This is a genomic window from Bradyrhizobium sp. 41S5 (assembly GCF_011516665.3).
Taxonomy (GTDB): Bacteria; Pseudomonadota; Alphaproteobacteria; order Rhizobiales; family Xanthobacteraceae; genus Bradyrhizobium; species Bradyrhizobium quebecense.
Genome location: NZ_CP083721.1, coordinates 6,288,589 through 6,304,125, shown reverse-complemented (window position 1 = coordinate 6,304,125; position 15,537 = coordinate 6,288,589). Strand labels below are relative to the sequence as shown.

General features: G+C 64.7%; 15 protein-coding genes. 4 read left to right on the top strand and 11 right to left on the bottom strand.

Annotation, left to right across the window (positions count from 1 at the left end; translation table 11 throughout):
• Window positions 1–87 precede the first annotated feature (87 nt).
• Both HAP47_RS30285 and HAP47_RS30280 read left to right on the top strand, forming a co-directional pair.
• Entirely contained in the window at window positions 88–876 is a 789-nt protein-coding gene (locus HAP47_RS30285; protein ID WP_173641431.1) for a crotonase/enoyl-CoA hydratase family protein, read from the top strand.
• A 194-nt stretch (window positions 877–1,070) separates the two neighbouring features.
• Window positions 1,071–1,922 (top strand): division plane positioning ATPase MipZ, encoded by an 852-nt coding sequence (locus HAP47_RS30280; RefSeq protein WP_173641432.1) that lies wholly within the window; start codon window positions 1,071–1,073, stop codon window positions 1,920–1,922.
• 115 nt (window positions 1,923–2,037) lie between these two features.
• On the opposite strand, the gene HAP47_RS30275 is transcribed toward HAP47_RS30280, so the two are convergent.
• On the bottom strand, window positions 2,038–3,222 hold the full coding sequence (locus HAP47_RS30275; protein ID WP_231168467.1) for a hypothetical protein: 1,185 nt from the start codon (window positions 3,220–3,222) through the stop codon (window positions 2,038–2,040).
• A 51-nt stretch (window positions 3,223–3,273) separates the two neighbouring features.
• Here HAP47_RS30275 and HAP47_RS30270 point away from each other — a divergent pair, with 51 nt between their 5' ends.
• Window positions 3,274–3,570, top strand: coding sequence for a hypothetical protein (locus HAP47_RS30270; RefSeq protein ID WP_231168466.1), 297 nt, complete (start codon window positions 3,274–3,276; stop codon window positions 3,568–3,570).
• A gap of 40 nt (window positions 3,571–3,610) precedes the next feature.
• Here the strand turns inward: HAP47_RS30270 and HAP47_RS30265 are convergent, their stop codons facing one another.
• The 3 genes from HAP47_RS30265 to HAP47_RS30255 all read right to left on the bottom strand — a co-directional run bounded on the left by HAP47_RS30265 (window position 3,611) and on the right by HAP47_RS30255 (window position 6,771).
• Window positions 3,611–4,471, bottom strand: a complete 861-nt coding sequence (locus tag HAP47_RS30265) for a sugar phosphate isomerase/epimerase family protein (RefSeq protein ID WP_173641434.1) — start codon at window positions 4,469–4,471, stop codon at window positions 3,611–3,613.
• Between the two features lie 3 nt (window positions 4,472–4,474).
• Entirely contained in the window at window positions 4,475–5,821 is a 1,347-nt protein-coding gene (locus HAP47_RS30260; protein WP_173641435.1) for an MFS transporter, read from the bottom strand.
• Window positions 5,822–5,898: 77 nt separating this feature from the next.
• Window positions 5,899–6,771 (bottom strand): phytanoyl-CoA dioxygenase family protein, encoded by an 873-nt coding sequence (locus HAP47_RS30255; protein ID WP_173641436.1) that lies wholly within the window; start codon window positions 6,769–6,771, stop codon window positions 5,899–5,901.
• A 98-nt stretch (window positions 6,772–6,869) separates the two neighbouring features.
• On the opposite strand from HAP47_RS30255, the gene HAP47_RS30250 reads away from it, so the two are divergent.
• Window positions 6,870–7,880: a LacI family DNA-binding transcriptional regulator gene (locus tag HAP47_RS30250; RefSeq protein ID WP_173641437.1), complete on the top strand. Its 1,011-nt coding sequence runs from the start codon at window positions 6,870–6,872 to the stop codon at window positions 7,878–7,880.
• A 153-nt stretch (window positions 7,881–8,033) separates the two neighbouring features.
• On the opposite strand, the gene HAP47_RS30245 is transcribed toward HAP47_RS30250, so the two are convergent.
• Genes HAP47_RS30245 through HAP47_RS30215 form a run of 7 tightly spaced genes read right to left on the bottom strand, consistent with a single transcriptional unit; the run spans window position 8,034 to window position 15,448 of the window.
• Window positions 8,034–8,567, bottom strand: a complete 534-nt coding sequence (locus HAP47_RS30245; RefSeq protein ID WP_173641438.1) for an NADH-quinone oxidoreductase subunit B family protein — start codon at window positions 8,565–8,567, stop codon at window positions 8,034–8,036.
• Window positions 8,568–8,579: 12 nt separating this feature from the next.
• A complete protein-coding gene (locus tag HAP47_RS30240) occupies window positions 8,580–10,091 on the bottom strand; it encodes a hydrogenase large subunit (RefSeq protein ID WP_173641439.1) in 1,512 nt (503 codons plus the stop codon).
• Between the two features lie 18 nt (window positions 10,092–10,109).
• Window positions 10,110–11,558 (bottom strand): hydrogenase 4 subunit F, encoded by a 1,449-nt coding sequence (locus HAP47_RS30235; protein WP_173641440.1) that lies wholly within the window; start codon window positions 11,556–11,558, stop codon window positions 10,110–10,112.
• Window positions 11,555–12,217: a hydrogenase-4 component E gene (locus HAP47_RS30230; RefSeq protein ID WP_173641441.1), complete on the bottom strand. Its 663-nt coding sequence runs from the start codon at window positions 12,215–12,217 to the stop codon at window positions 11,555–11,557. Before HAP47_RS30230 ends, HAP47_RS30235 begins: the two co-directional genes overlap by 4 nt.
• On the bottom strand, window positions 12,217–13,173 hold the full coding sequence (locus tag HAP47_RS30225) for a respiratory chain complex I subunit 1 family protein (RefSeq protein WP_173641442.1): 957 nt from the start codon (window positions 13,171–13,173) through the stop codon (window positions 12,217–12,219). The genes HAP47_RS30230 and HAP47_RS30225 overlap by 1 nt, the downstream gene beginning before the upstream one ends.
• Window positions 13,164–15,179 carry a hydrogenase 4 subunit B gene (hyfB, locus tag HAP47_RS30220; protein WP_173641443.1) on the bottom strand — a complete coding sequence of 672 codons (2,016 nt, stop codon included), beginning with the start codon at window positions 15,177–15,179 and terminating at the stop codon, window positions 13,164–13,166. The genes HAP47_RS30225 and hyfB overlap by 10 nt, the downstream gene beginning before the upstream one ends.
• Window positions 15,176–15,448, bottom strand: a complete 273-nt coding sequence (locus tag HAP47_RS30215) for a helix-turn-helix domain-containing protein (protein ID WP_173641444.1) — start codon at window positions 15,446–15,448, stop codon at window positions 15,176–15,178. Before HAP47_RS30215 ends, hyfB begins: the two co-directional genes overlap by 4 nt.
• Window positions 15,449–15,537: the final 89 nt, after the last annotated feature.

Sequence of the window (15,537 nt, the reverse complement as noted above, 5' to 3'; positions counted from 1 at the left end):
TGACTCTCAATCTGCATTATGACCATCATACATCTGGATGACAACTATCATCCATAAAATTATCAGTCACGAAGCAGGGAGGAACAGATGTCCGGCAGCGCGAGCGAAGGGCGGGTCCGCCACGAGCGGCATGATCACATCCTGAAGATCGTCATCGACAATCCGGCGAAGAAGAACGCCTTCAGCCCGGAGATGATGGCTGAGCTGTCCGACGCGCTGACGCTGCTCGACAATGACGACGGCCTCCGGGTCGGCGTGCTTTGTGCCGCCGGCGGCAGTTTCACCGCGGGTCTCGACATGCCGAAATTCTTTGGTCCGACGGCGAGCCGCAAGCCGTTGCCGGAAGGCAACGTCGATCCCTTTGGACTGTCGAAGCGGTGCAGGAAGCCGATCATCACGGCGGTGCAGGGCATCGTGTTCACCGTCGGCATCGAGATGATGCTGGCCGGCGATATCGTCGTTGCCGCGGACGACAGCCGGTTCTGTCAGATGGAAGCCAGGCGCGGCATCGCGCCGCTGGCGGGCGCGCATTTCCGCTACATCAGCCGCGCCGGGTGGGGTGATGCGATGTATCACCTCTTGCTGTGCGACGAGTTCAGTGCCGCAGAAGCGCATCGGATCGGCCTCGTGCAGGAAGTCGTGCCGGCCGGTCAGCAGGTTGAGCGCGCGATGGCGCTTGCGGAGATCGTCGCGTGCAATGCGCCGCTTGGAATCCAGGTGACGAAAGAGGCGGCCCGCAAGTTCATCGAAGCCGGCGAGCAGGCGGCAATTGCGATCATCCCGCAGATCCGCGAACGCGTGCTCAACACGGCAGATGCGGCCGAGGGCATCAAGTCGTTCGTCGAGCGCCGCGCCGCGGTGTTCCAGGGGCGCTAGTCTCAGCGGCGCTCGCTGCGTTCACGATACGTGCTCGAATTGCGGTTGTGACAATGTTGTCGCAGCCGCATCTATTTCGATCACAATGATCGCGCGACGACTCTTGTCGAGATTCGTCGAATCAGGGAGATTCGAATCCATTCATTAAATTCAATTTCGTCCTGCTTTCACTCAAGCGTCCGGTATGGATTCCCATGACAAACGCACGAGTAATAGTTGTCGGAAATAACAAGGGCGGCTCGGGCAAGTCGACAATTGCCATGCACGTCGCCATCGCGCTGATCAAGGCGGGTCAGCGTGTCGCCACCATCGATCTCGACAATAAGCAGAAGTCGCTGACGCACTACGTCGACAACCGGCGGGACTGGGCGCGGGAAACCTCGCTGGATCTCGGTATCCCCGCGCATATGTGCTTCGAGACGGTAGGCGGCGGAAGCAGCGAGGTCGAGACCCTCGGCCGCAGCTCGCTTGCCGAGATCGTCGAGCGGCTCGGCCGTTCGCACGATTTTGTCGTCATCGATTGCCCCGGCCACGACACCTATCTGACGACGTTCACGCATACGCTGGCGAACACGCTGATTACGCCGCTGAACGACAGCTTCCTCGACTTCGACGTGCTCGGCACCGTCGATCCGAACGACTTCAAGGTGACCGGCATCAGCCATTATTCGAAGATGGTGGAGGAAGCGCGGCGCCAGCGCAGCGCGCACGATCAGCCGGCATTCGAGTGGGTGGTGCTGCGCAACCGCCTCTCGACGATCGGTTCGCGCAACAAGCGGCTGGTCGGCGAAGCCCTCAACGAACTATCGAAGACGCTGAATTTCCGCCTGGTCGACGGCTTGGCCGAGCGCGTGATTTTCCGCGAGTTCTATCCGCGCGGATTGACCGCGGTCGACGATGTCAATCAGCTCGCGCTCGGCGGCCGGCCGACCATGTCGCATGTCACCGCATGGCTTGAGATGGAGCGGCTGATGACCGCCATCATGCTGGGTCACCTGGTGTCGCGCACGGCGGAATCCTCCGACGCGAGCCGCGACGCGGCGTAGGCGAGGTCGGATCGCTAAAGCATGATCCGGAAAAGTGCGAAGCGGTTTTCCGAAAAGGTCATGCTCAAACAAAGAGCTAGTGCGCGATGGCGATTCAATCTAATCTCATCGCGCTTTAGCGGCAGTTGGTGTTGCCTGCATTGGCAACGGTCAGGAACGTGATCGTTGCGGGAGCGAAGACGATCGCTCCCGCCGGGGTCGGCTTGCCATCCAGGGCGGGCATCTGGTCGGAAGCCCCAAGGGCAAGCGTGCTGCCATTGAGCTGAACATTGCCGTCGACAGGTTTTTCGCTCGCCAATGTGTAGCGTTGCGATGCCGCTGGCAGCGTCAGCCTGCGCCGGATCCGCCGATCATTGTTGATGACGAGCATGGCTATTCCGCCCGGCATATCGCGCGCGCAATGGGCATAGATGTGGAGACCGGGTTGCTCGCCGACACCGGCATCGAGCACGGTGGTTCCCATCAGCCGTCGCCATAGCAGCGCGGCCCAGTAGTTCGGCCGCGGCAAATGGGTTCGCTCGTCGAGCAGCCCATAGTCGATCGCGGCAAGCGTGTTGTGCATCACCACCTGAACTCCCGCCTTGGCGAGTCGCCCGAGCTGATCGAGATAGCGGAATGTGTCGGTGAAGGTCGCAGCCCAGCGATTGCCGCCGCACGCGGTCTCCGCGGTCTCGGTCAGCCAGATCGGCTTGTCCGGTGCGAGCCGGTCGCGCAGCGTCCGGTAGAAGGCGAATGTCTTGCCGGTTCGTGCCAGCCATTGGTCTGACAATGCCTGCCTTGCCGTGCGATCGCCGAAGCATCGCGCCGAGAGCGCGCCATAATGATGGTAGGAGACCGCGTCGATGCCTGCGGCCGAGACGGCGAAGCGCGCTCGAGCCTCCGCGCCGGTGCCGATCGTGCCTGGGCCGAGGATCGTCACGTCGGGTGCGGTGTCCTTCATGAATGCGCGGAACGTTGCAAAATCGCGGCCGTAGGCTGCGGCATCGTAGTGCGCTGGGGCGCCCCCGATGGCCGGCAGATCGGGCTCGTTCATGAGTTCGGCTGCGGCGATCCGGCCGCCGGTCGATTTCGTGAAGGCGAGAAGCTGCCGGGCCTGTTCGGAGGTCCATCGGCCTTCAACGCCACGCGTGCCGGCGCTGATCGCAAAGGAGGTGACAACCGGAGCGTCGACGGCGTGCGAGAAGTCGATCACGTCCCGCCATTGTTGCCGTGTCAGCACGCCGTTGAAGCCGGCCGGCGGCGCGGCCGGTGGCCTCTCGGAATCCGCGAAGAACGTGCTGTTGGCCCAGGTTCCGCTCACACGCAGGAAGGCAGGAGAGAGGGCTGCTGCGAGCCTTCGCAACCTGCCGTCATGCAGATCGATCGGAGCGCGCGCCGCGAACCGCTCGGCCGCTATGCGCGGATGTGTGTCGGCGGCCGCATCGGGCCTCCAGAACCGTCCGCCGGTCACTTCGACCATCTCGATGTTGTACGACTGGAAGCGCGCATCGATGGTCGCAACACGCTGCATGGCGACGACGTCAAGCGTCAGCTCCGCCGCTGCGGCCTTCGCCTGGGCAAAGGCCGCAATGGCCAGGACAACGACGCATGCGAAGCGTCGAGAAGGAAGGACCCGATGGTCGCGCATAAGGAGTTCGCGGCGTTCTGAATGGCGCTTCGCCGCAGCATGCCGCTGCAGCTTCTCTGGATCAACTCGATGCCGCGCCGTTCGGCTCGTTCGCGATGCGATCCCACAGTGCGCGGATCATGTCCTTCATGACCAGCGCGTCCTGCCAGCGGTCGGACAATTCCCTGCCGTCGGGCCCGGTGATGGCATAGGGCGGGGGGCCGAGCTCGCACAGAAAGGTCAGGGTCGCATCGGGCCCGGCGCGCTTCCGCCAGGAGCGGATGCCGTAGTCCCACCAGTCCATGAACAGCGACACCCAACCCTGATGTTGCGGAAAGCCGAGCGAGATCTGCACCTGCTCGCGGCTCGCGATGCGGCCGTGGATGCCCCAGGCATTGTCGAGGATGCGATGGATCATCGCATGATTGACGTCGTCGACCGGCCAGGCGAACTCTCGTCCGACCAGATAATGCGAGAGATCGGCTGTCAGCCGCAGATCGGGAAAGCAGTCGAGCAGATCGAGCGTGAAGAACAGGTCGGTCGTCATGCGATCGCGATGGGTCTCGACATGCACGGCGACGCCGGCCTCCGCGGCCAGTCGCCGCCAGCCTTCGAGCAGGGGAATGCAATCGGCAAGCCGGCGCGGCCGGATGTCCGGCTGCAGGTTGACGTGATCGGCGCCGAGCTCGACGACCAGCTCCAGCACCGGCCTCAGGTCGTCGACGCCCTTCGGATAGCATTGCGCCTGCCAGATCATGCCATGCGCGCGAAGGAAGCTCGTCACCTCGCGCGCAAAGGCGGGATCGATGAAGCGCACGCCGGCGCCGTCAAACCCTGCATCGCGGATCATCGCGAGCTGGGTTTGCAGTGGCCACTCCGGTTCGTCCGCCAGCCGCCGCTCCATCGCCCAAAGCGACTGCAGGACGCGCAGCTGCTGCGCCATCGATCAGGCCCGCGCCGGGATCGCTGCGGGCAGCTCGGCCTGTTCGCTAGTATCCTCGGCGATGTTCTCCTGATAGGTCTCCGGCCCGATCCAGATCGCAACCACCGTGCAGGCCGACAGGAACATCGCGTAGCAGGCGACCGGCCACCAGGTGCCGTAGGCCGCCACCAGTGCGGTGGCGACGAACGGCGCCGGGCCGCCCGACAGCAGCGAGCCGAGCTCGCGGGCGAAGGCGAAGCCGGCGAAGCGGCGCTGCGGCGGGAACAGTTCGGCGAAATACGCCGCCTGCGGCCCGAACATCGCCGCCGTCACCACCGCGCGCGCCAGGATGAAGGCGAGCGCGATCATGACCCACTCTTTGGTGCCGACCATCCAGAAGAACGGGAAGGAAAGCGCCACGCCGGCCAGCGCGCCGAACATGTAGACCGGCCGCCGTCCGATCCGGTCCGACAGGGCCGCAAAGCCGAGGATCGCAAACAGCTCGACCGTGAATGCCAGCATCAGCGCACTGAGCGCCTCCGCTTTCGGCACACCGAGCGTGGTGATGACGTAGCTCAGACCGAACACCGGGAAGAAATAGCCGAGCCCGTTTTCGGCCATCCGGGCGCCGAGCACGACGAAGAAGTTGCGCGGGTGCCGGCGCAACGCCTCCATCGCCGGATTGCTCTCGACCTTGCCGCGCGCGACCACCGCCTGGGTGTAGACCGGTGTCTCGGTGATGCGCATTCGGACGAAGATGCCGACGACGATCAGGAGGAAGCTTGCCAGGAAGGGTAGCCGCCAGCCCCAGCTCATCAGGTCCTCGCGCGGCAGCATCGTCACCAGCGCGAAGGCGCCGGCGGCGAGCAGATTGCCGACGGAGACGCCGAGCGGCGCGAAGCCGCCCCAGAAGCCGCGATGCTTCGGCGGCGCGTTCTCCACGAGGTAGATCACCGCGCCGCCATACTCGGCACCGGCGCCAAGGCCCTGGATGACGCGCATCGCGACGAGGAGGATCGGCGCCCAAACGCCGATCTGCGAATAAGTCGGCAGGAAGCCGATCGCGGTGGTGCCGATGCCGATCATCAACAGGGTTGCAACCAGCACCGGCTTGCGGCCATAGCGATCGCCGAGGATGCCGAACAGCAGGCCGCCGAACGGCCGCACCACGAAGCCGACGCCGAAAGTCAGGAACGACAGCAGCGTGCCGACCACCGGATCGCTCTTTGGAAAGAACAGCTCGCCGAACACCAGCGCGGCCGCGGTGCCGTAGAGGAAGAAGTCGTACCATTCGAGCGCGGAGCCGATGCTTGCGGCCAGGATCACACGCAGGCGCGATGTGCGAGCGCCATCTCTTGCCATCTCGGTCATTCGTTTCCCCGTTGTTTTGTTTTTTATGTATTGAAAGCAGCAGTGCCCGCGGCTTGCCGCGGGCACTGTCGTCAGTCTCACGCGGCGCGCGTGAAGTAGGACTTCTTCGCCGCCGACTGGGTCTCGTAGATCGATCCCTGCCGTTTGGCCGGCGGCAATGGCATCCGCACCGGCACGTCGGTCAACCGCGGTGTGACCACCGGCGGACCTGCCAGCAGGCGGCTGTTGAACTCGTCGAAGTCCTTCACGCCCATCAGCGGCCAGGCGTCGCTGGCGGCCACTTCATAGAGCAAGAGGTTGCGCGGCCGGCTTGACGTGTTGGTCGCCGAGCCGTGCAGCGCGCGCACGTGGTGGAAGGACATGCTGCCGGCCTTGCCCATGCAGGGCACCGCGCGCTTGATGTCGTCCTGGATCTGGTCCGGATCGATCAGGCCGGCGAAGCAGCCGTCCTCGCCGTGATGATCCCACATCGTGCTGCCGGTGTGCGATCCCGGGGTCACCAGCATCGGGCCGTTCTCGATATCGCAGTCGTCGAGCAGCACGCCGATCGCGAGGATGTCGTCATTGGTGTGCGGATAGAACGCCCAGTCCTGATGCCACTCGACCGGCGAGCCGTATTGCGCCGACTTCATGTTGAGCTTGGAGCCGTGCAGGCGAAGCCCGGGGCCGATCAGCTTGGTCAGGATCGAGATCACGGCGGGGCTGCGGACGATCTCGTCGAAGATCGGGTGCACCTTGTGCGGCGCCTTGATGCGGCGGACGCGCGGGGTCTCCGGCGTATGGCCCGGCTCGAGGTCGTAGACGTCGGTATGCTCGCTCACGGCGGCCGCGCCCGCCACCAGCTCGGCGAGCACCGTGCGTACCTTGCCGAGCGTCTCCTGGTTCAGCACCTCGGGGACCACGATCACCCCGTCGCGCTTGTAGCCCTGGGCCTGTTCGTCCGAAATCACGCCATTTCTCCCATTTCGTTCCATGTTAGCGCTAACATTCGCGGATGCTAGCGCTAACATCGTGGCTTGGCAACCCGGAATCGTGCAGGGTCCGGTCCATGAGCTCCGACCTGACCGAATCCGGGACCGGCCCGTCGGGCGCCGCGCCCACCCTCTCAGAGGTGGCCAAACGCGCCGGCGTCTCCTCGATCACGGTGAGCCGGGTGGTGCGGATGCCTGACCTGGTTGCCCCCGAGACGCGGGCGCGGGTCGAGCGGGCGATGCGCGACCTCGGCTATGTCCCGAACCTGGTGGCAGGCGCGCTGGCGAGCGCGCGGACCAATTCGGTCGGCGTCTTGGTGCCGACCATCGCCAACTCGATCTTCGCCGACACGGTGCAAGGCCTGTCCGACAAGCTCGAGCCGCTCGGCTTCTCCGTGATCCTGGCGCAGTCGCGCTATGACGCGGTGCGCGAGGACCGCGTGCTCGCGGCGCTGCTGTCGCGGCGGCCGGAGGCGATCATCATGGTCGGCTCGCCGGCGACCGAGGAAGGCAGCCGCCTGCTGCGCAATGCGCGGATTCCGATCGTCGAGACCTGGGATCTGCCGGCCAACCCGATCGATGCGGTCGCGGGCTTCGACAATTACAAGGCCGGTGTCGCCGTCGCGAAGCATCTGGTTGCGCAAGGGCGCAAGCAGCTCGCCTTCATCGGCGGCGATGATCCGCGCGGCACGCGGCGCTGGTTCGGCTTCAGGGACGAGGCGCTGGCAAGCGGCCTATCCGAGCCGCGGCGGCTGATCCTCGACCGCAAGGACTCGGGCAGCGTGGCGGCGCATGCGCGCCTGCCCGATGTCGACGCGGTGTTCGCCGCCAACGATGCGCATGCGATCGGCTTCATGTCGGGGCTGCGCAAGGCCGGCCTGCTGCGCGACGGGCCTGCAGCGGCGCAGCCGGTCGCCGTGATCGGGCTCGGCGATCTCGAAATGGGCCAGCTGATCTCGCCGACATTGAGCACGATCAGCGTGCATGGCGACGCGATCGGTCGCACTGCGGCAACGCTGACGCTGGAGCGCGGCGGCGAGCGCCGCATCGATCTCGGCTTCGAGCTGGTGCTGCGCGACAGCGGCTAAGCGCGATGAGATCGGGTTGAATCGTCATCGCGCTTTAGCTCCTTGTTTGAGCATGATCTTTTCGGAAAACCGCTTCGCACTTTTCCGGATCATGCTTTAGCAATCGCCGCCACCGGGCAGGCGCAGGTCGCTAACGCGTCTCTCTGCATGCTGTCATTTTGCCGCGACGTCGGCGTCCACAGCCTCGAGCAAGCCGATGAGGCCACGCAGAATGGCCATCGGCGAAGGAGGGCAGCCTGGAATATGGAGATCGACAGGGACAACCGCCGAGACCCCGCCAACCACCGCATAGCTGCCGGCAAAACATCCGCCATCCCTGGCGCAATCGCCTACGGCGACGACCCATTTGGGATCCGGGGTCGCATGGTAGGTGCGCTCCAGCGCTTCGCGCATGTTCTTGGTGACGGGGCCTGTAACGAGCAGAACATCGGCATGACGCGGTGAGGCGACGAACCGGATTCCAAACCGTTCGACATCGTAATACGCATTGCTTAGCGCGTGAATTTCCAGCTCGCATCCGTTGCACGAGCCCGCATCGACCTCGCGGATCGAGAGGCTGCGGCCGAGGCGTCGTCTTGCGGTGCGGCCGACCATGGCCCCGAGCTCCGCGAGCGCAGCGTCGTCCGGACGCGGCGCTTGCTCGGTCAATGGCTGGCGAAACAGGCCCTGGAGCAAAAGTTTGCGCATCGCCTGCGGTCCTCAGAGGTCATGCCCCGAATAGGAGCAGTTGAACGACTTGTTGCAGAGTGGGAAGTCCGCCACGATGTTGCCTTCGATCGCTGCCTCGAGCAGGGGCCACTGAAACCACGACGGATCGCGCAGATGACATCGCTCGATCCGATCTCCGTTGAGGCGTAGCCAGGCCAGAATGTCGCCCCGAAAGCCTTCAACCACCGCCATGCCTTCGGAGGCTTCGGTCGCGCCTTGCAGCGACACCCTGACGGGGCCGGCCTCGAGGCCGATGAGGATCTGGTCCGTCAGCGCAAGGCTCTGCTCGACCTCCCGGATCCGGATCCAGACGCGGGCGTTGACGTCGCCTTCGCTGAGAACGGGGACTTCGAAACGCAGAACATCATAGGGGAGATAGCCGGGCCTGCGTCGGGCGTCATGGTTGCGGCCGCTTGCGCGCCCGACATAGCCACCGGCTGCGAATTGCCGGGCGAGCGCCGGGGTAACGATGCCGGTGGTGACGGTGCGATCCTGCAACGAGGCGGTGTTGTCGTAGAGTTCGACCAGCGCAGGGAAATGCCGGCGGATCTGGTCAAGCGCGGCCTGGATTACGTTGGGTCCGTCGCTTGCGATGTCGCGCGCGACGCCGCCGGGAACGACAAGGTCGCGCATCAGGCGGTGCCCGAATGCAGCGTCGGCAGCGCGCAGCACAGACTCGCGCAGCACGGCGCAATGTGCCTGCATCAGCGCAAATGACGCATCATTGCAGATCGCTCCGATGTCACCGAGGTGATTGGCCAGTCGCTCGAGCTCGGCCATCAGCGCACGCAGCAAGAGCGCGCGCGGCGGCACGGCAATCTGCTGCGCGGCCTCGACGGCCTGCGCGAATGCCAGTCCATAGGCGACCGTACTGTCGCCGGAGACCCGGCCGGCGAGCCGCGCGGCCTGCTCGACGGTGCTCCCCGCCATCAGCCCTTCGATGCCCTTGTGGGTGTAGCCGAGCCGCTGCTCCAGGCGGACCACGGTCTCGCCGCTCGCCGTAAAGCGGAAATGTCCGGGCTCGATGATGCCGGCATGCACGGGGCCGACCGCAATCTGATGCAGGCTGTCCCCTTCGGCCGGAAGGAATTGATAGGGCGCCGCATCCGGTGACGCATCGAGACGTTCGCCCAGCGGAAAACGCATTTGCCATCGGCCATGATCGAGCCAGGGACGGGGATCCGGCGTGCCCGCGGCCCGAAGCCCGAACAGGTCATGGACGGTGCGCTCCAATCGAAGCGCCGGAGGATGATAGGCCGCGACCGACGGGAATTGGCGATCGGGACAATCCAGGCTGATCACGCCGATATCGGAGGTGTGGTCGTCGAGGATCGCCATATGCACGCACGATGCCTCGCCCCATAGCCCGAGCAGGCTCAAGCCGCCATCGGCGAGCGCGCTGGCGGCGGAGCGCCAGACATCGTCGTCCACCACTGCGCGCGGCCATGGATGGTGCCGTTCGACCTTGCGGCCCGCCTGGATCAGATCGATCAATTTCGGCATATCCCGTTCTCCCTCGCCCTAGCCCAGGAGGCTGGCGACGTGCTGGAACCAGACGACCAGCGGTCCCGGAAGGTAGATGCCCGCAGTCAGCACCAGCGCGAAATGCGCGAACATCGGCAAATAGGACGCATCCGCCGGAGCGGCATTGCCGCGCGGCTCGCCGAACGCAAGGCTGGTCAGGCGCAGGATCAGCGCGCCCAAGGCGAGCAGCAGGCCGAAAACCAGCGGAATAGCGAGCAGCGGCTGGCGTGCAAAGGTGGAACTGACGATCAGAAATTCGCTCATGAAGATGCCGAGCGGCGGCAGGCCGGCGATCGCGACCACGCCGATCACGAGGCTCCAGCCGAGGGCCGGATGGGTTTCAGTCAGGCCGCGAATGTTGGCGATCCGCTGCGTACCCTTCACCTGTGCGATGTGGCCGACGGCGTAGAAGATCCCCGACTTGGTGAGGCTGTGCATCACCATGTGCAGCAGGCCGGCAAAGTTGGCGAGCGGGCCACCCATCCCGAACGCAAACACGATGATGCCCATGTGCTCGATCGAGGAATAGGCGAACAGCCGTTTGATGTCGCGGCGGCGGTAAAGCATGAAGGCTGCGAACAGCAGCGAGGTCAGCCCCATCGTCACCATCAGCGGGCCCGGCGATATCGCATCCGGATTGGCGGCGAGCAGGATCTTGAAGCGGAGCACAGCGTAGAGCGCAACGTTGAGCAAGAGGCCGGAGAGCACGGCGGAGATCGGGGTCGGGCCCTCGGCATGGGCATCCGGAAGCCATGCGTGCAGCGGCGCCAGGCCGACCTTGGTCCCGTATCCGAGCAGCAGGAAGATGAAGGCGACGTTGAGCAATGCCGGATCGAAGGTTGCGGCGCGGCTGATCAACACCGTCCAGACCATGGCGTCCTGGCCTTCGCCGATGACCGGCCGCGCCGCCATGTACACCAGGATCGTGCCGAACAGTGCGAGCGCGATACCGACGCTGCCGAGGATGAAATACTTCCAGGCGGCCTCCAGCGCCGCATGGGTCCGGTAGATGCCGACCATCAGCACGGTGGTCAGCGTGGCGATCTCGACTGCGACCCACATCAGGCCGATATTGTTCGACACGAATGCGAGGTTCATGCCGAACATCATGACCTGATACATGGCATGGTAGAATCGCAGATAGCCCGGCGTCAGCCGCCCGGTCTCGAGTTCATGCGCGATATAGCTCGCGCTGAACACGCTGGTCGTGAATCCCACGAAGGTGTTGAGCACGATGAAGACGATGTTGAGATCGTCGATCAGCAGGTAGTGGCCGGGCTGCGGGCGCTCGATCACGAGCAGGGAAAGTGCGGCCAGCAAGGTGCCGAGACTGGCCAGGATATTGAGCCCTGCGGTCAGCCGGTAGCCAGGCAGCACCGCAAGCCCCGCCGCGGCACAGATCGGTATCAGCAGAACCCAGGCGACGGCATCCGATGCCGCAGTCATCGCCGCTCTCCCCTGAATTCATCGAGCGCACCGACGTCGACGGTGTCGAACCGCTCCCGAATCCGGAACAAGAACACGCCGATGACGATGAATGCGATCAGGATCGAAAACGCGACGCTGATTTCCACGACGAGCGGCATACCCTTGGCGCCGGTCGCGGCCAGCACCAGGCCGTTCTCCAGCGACATGAAGCCGACGACCTGGCTGACGGCGTTGCGCCGCGTCACCATGACAAGCAATCCCAGCAGCACCACCGACAGCGCGAAGGCGAGGTCTTCCCTCGCCAGCGGATCGGCCGCGCCGGTCACCCGGAGCATCAGCACCATGGAGAGGGCGACGAGCCCCATGCCCGCCAGCATGGTCAGGCCGATACCCACCGCGGTCTCGATATCGCGATGAATCCCGAGTTGCTTGACGATCCGGTGCAGCGCCACCGGGATGATGATCGCCTTGAAGACCAGCGCGATCATCGCCGTCACATAGAGATGCGGTGCGTTCTGGACGAACGCCTGCCAGGCGACCGAAAGCGCGAGCACCACTGCATGAAGCGCGAAGATGTTCAGCAGCGCATACAGGCGGTCTTGGTACAGCATCATGAAGCTGATCAGCACGAGGCCGCCGGCGAGCAGATGGGCGATGTCGAAGGCGAGGTTGTGCATCAGAAGCTCCGTGACACGAACCGGAGCAGCGTGCCGAGCAGCCCGAGCATCAGCGCGGCGCCGAGGAACTCGGGGACACGGAAAACCCGCACCTTCGCCGTCGCGGTCTCAAACACGGCAAGGAGGAAGCTTGCGACCGCAAGCTTGAGGATGTAGGCGGCGACGCTCACCAGATAGGACAGCGGACCTGCGCCTTCGGTGGTGATCTGCCACGGGAAGAACACGCAGATGATCAGGGAGATGTACAGCAGCAGCTTGAGAAAGCCGCCGAACTCGATCATGGCGAGGTGCCGCCCGGAATACTCGAGGATCATCGCCTCGTGCACCATGGTCAGCTCCAGATGCGTCGCCGGGTTGTCGACCGGGATGCGCGCGTTTTCGGCAAGCGCCACCATGACGAGGGCAATCATCGCCATGCCGAGCGAGACGCGCAGTCCCACTTCGGACGACGCCATGAAGGTCGCGACCGTCGACAGCTGGGTGGAGCCGGCAATCAGCGCGACGCAGAACACCATCAACAACATGGCCGGCTCGGCCAATGCAGCGATCATCACCTCGCGGCTGGAGCCGATGCCGCCGAAGCTGGTGCCGACATCCATACCGGCAAGCGCGAGGAAGAACCGCGCGCTGCCGAGCAGGGCGACGATCGCGATCAGGTCGGCGCTCCAGCTGAATTCGAGGCCGGTCGCAAATGTCGGGACCAGCGCCGCGGCGACCCAGATGGCCGCGAACGTCACGTAGGGCGTGACACGGAACAGCCAGGACGCGTTTTCGGCGAGCACGACCTCTTTGCGAAGCAGCCGCAGCAGGTCGCGATAGGGCTGGAAGATCGACGCACCTCTCCGGCGCAGCAGGCGGGCCTTGACCTTGCGCACCACGCCGGTCAGGAGCGGCGCGAGCAGCAGCACCAGCGTCATCTGGCCGAACTGAACGAGAATGTCCGAGATCACGACCATATTGCGAGCGCCAGCAGCAATGTGACGAGGGTCACGAAGACCAGACTGAGGTAGCGGCGGATGGTCAGGAACTGGAGCTGGTTCAGCCGATCGGCGAAAAACCAAACGACTTCAGTCACCGGCGTGTACAGCCGCTCCCAGACCAGATCGTGCATATCGACCCTGAAGCGGGCCGGCCGCAGTTCGCCCGGCGAAGGCATGTCGACATCCTCGCGGGCCTGGAAAACCAACGTGCCGAACACCCGGCGGATCGGCTGGACGAAGCTCGCCCCGGAATACTGCGCCGCCGGTGTCGGATCGGTGAAGCCACAACCCCAGGCCGGTCCGCGCCGGATCGCGCGCGACGCAAAGCGATGGATGAAATACACCGCAAGCGACGCCGCGGCCGTGATGAAAGCAAAGACGAGCAATCCGTTGTAGGAACTGCGGCTCTCCTCGATCGGCACGATCGAGAACCAGGGGTCGTTCGCCTGGAGTGGCATCCGATGGCCGATCGTGGCCATAGTGACCGGCGAGAGCGCGTCGATCACCAGGCCCGGCAGAATGCCGGCGAGGAAGCAGAGCAGGGCGAGGCTGAACATCGCGGCAAGCGAATAGCGATCGACTTCGCCGGCGGCTTGCGCGGCCGGGCTCCGCGCGCGGCCGAGGAAAGTGATTCCGAAGGCCTTGACGAAGCACGCGGCGGCGAGCGCCGCCGCCAGCGCCAGCAAGGCGCCGACCGCGGGCACCATGATCTTCAGTAGCCATTGCGGCAGATCGGGGCTCTGCAGGACGGCCTGAAACATCAGCCATTCGGAGACGAACCCGTTGAACGGCGGAAGCGCCGAGATCGCAACGCAGCCGACGAGAAAGACGAAGCTGGTGAGCGGCATGCGGTGGATCAGGCCGCCCAGCTTCTCCATGTCGCGTTCGCCGGTCGACGTCAGTACGGCGCCAGCGCCGAAGAACAGCAGGCTCTTGAAGAACGAATGGTTGAGCACGTGGAACAGCGCGGCTGTGAAGGCGAGCGCCGCTGCCAGGCCGAGGCCGTTGGCCTGAAATGCCAGCGCAAGGCCGAGACTTGCGAAGATGACGCCGATGTTCTCGATCGTGCTGTAGGCGAGCAGGCGCTTGAGATCCTTCTCCATCAGCGCATAGAGGATCCCCATCACGGCGGTGGCACCGCCGAGGATGAGCACGACGACACCAGCCGACCAGCTGGGCGGCCCGAGCAGATCGAACATGACCCGGATGAATCCGTAGATCGCGACCTTCGTCATCACGCCGCTCATCAGCGCCGAGACATGGCTCGGCGCCGCTGGATGCGCCAGCGGTAGCCATACGTGCAACGGCACCAGGCCGGCTTTCGACCCCGCGCCGAGCAGCATCAGCGCGAGCACCAGCGCGGCTTCGGAAGGCGTGTGCTGGGCGCTGCGGATGGCCGCAAAACTGTAGCTGCCGCCAGCTCCCGACAGCAGGCCGAAAGCGAGCAACAAAGCCAGCGTTCCGAAGCTTGCCATGACGAGATAGACGTAGCCCGCTCGTGCATTGTCCGCATCGCGGTGGTGCGCCATCACGAGCGCCCAGGACGCAAGCGACATGAATTCCCAGCACAAGAGGTAGGTGAACGCATCGTCGGCCAGCACAACGAGGTTCATCCCGGCCAGGAATGCCGGAAAGAACGGAAGGATGCGCTGTGGTGCGGACTCGTGACTGCCATAGCCGAGGCCATAAAGACTTGCGGCCGCTCCGCCGAGATTGACCACGGCGAGAAAGAATGCGGCAAGCGCGTCGAGGCGGAAATGCGATCCCAGCCACGGCAAGCCGACCGGCAACATCAGTTCCGTCGCACTGGCGTGGGCGATGAGCGAGAACAGGGCTCCGGCCAATGCGACCAACGAAATCGCAAAGGTCGCGCCGTAGACAATGGCTGTTGATCGGCGCGATCGGCTCACTGCGATCGCGAGAGCGGTCGTTCCCAGCAGTGCGGCGACACACCAGATCTGCTGAGCGACCGCCGGGATCATGTCTGCACCCTCGACGACCCGGATCCGGCCTTCAATCGTACGCCGCGGCCGCCGCCGCCGCTGACGGCGCCCTCGTTGATGACTTCGAGGCCCGCCGTGCCGAGCGCGTCGATCAGTTTCACAAGCGAGTCGACATTGCCTCGAATGGTGCCCTCGCTCGCCTCCATGCGCTGGATGGTCGGCACCGAAAGTCCGGACAACTCGGCGAGCTGCCTTTGGTCGATGCCAAGTAAGGCTCTGGCAGCCCGTAGCTGCGCCGCGGTGATCATCGATCGAAGCCGTCGATTGAGGGTCGGGTCTATTTGGATGTCATTTATATACATCAAGTAGTGATGCTACAAGTCCAATAAATGATGTT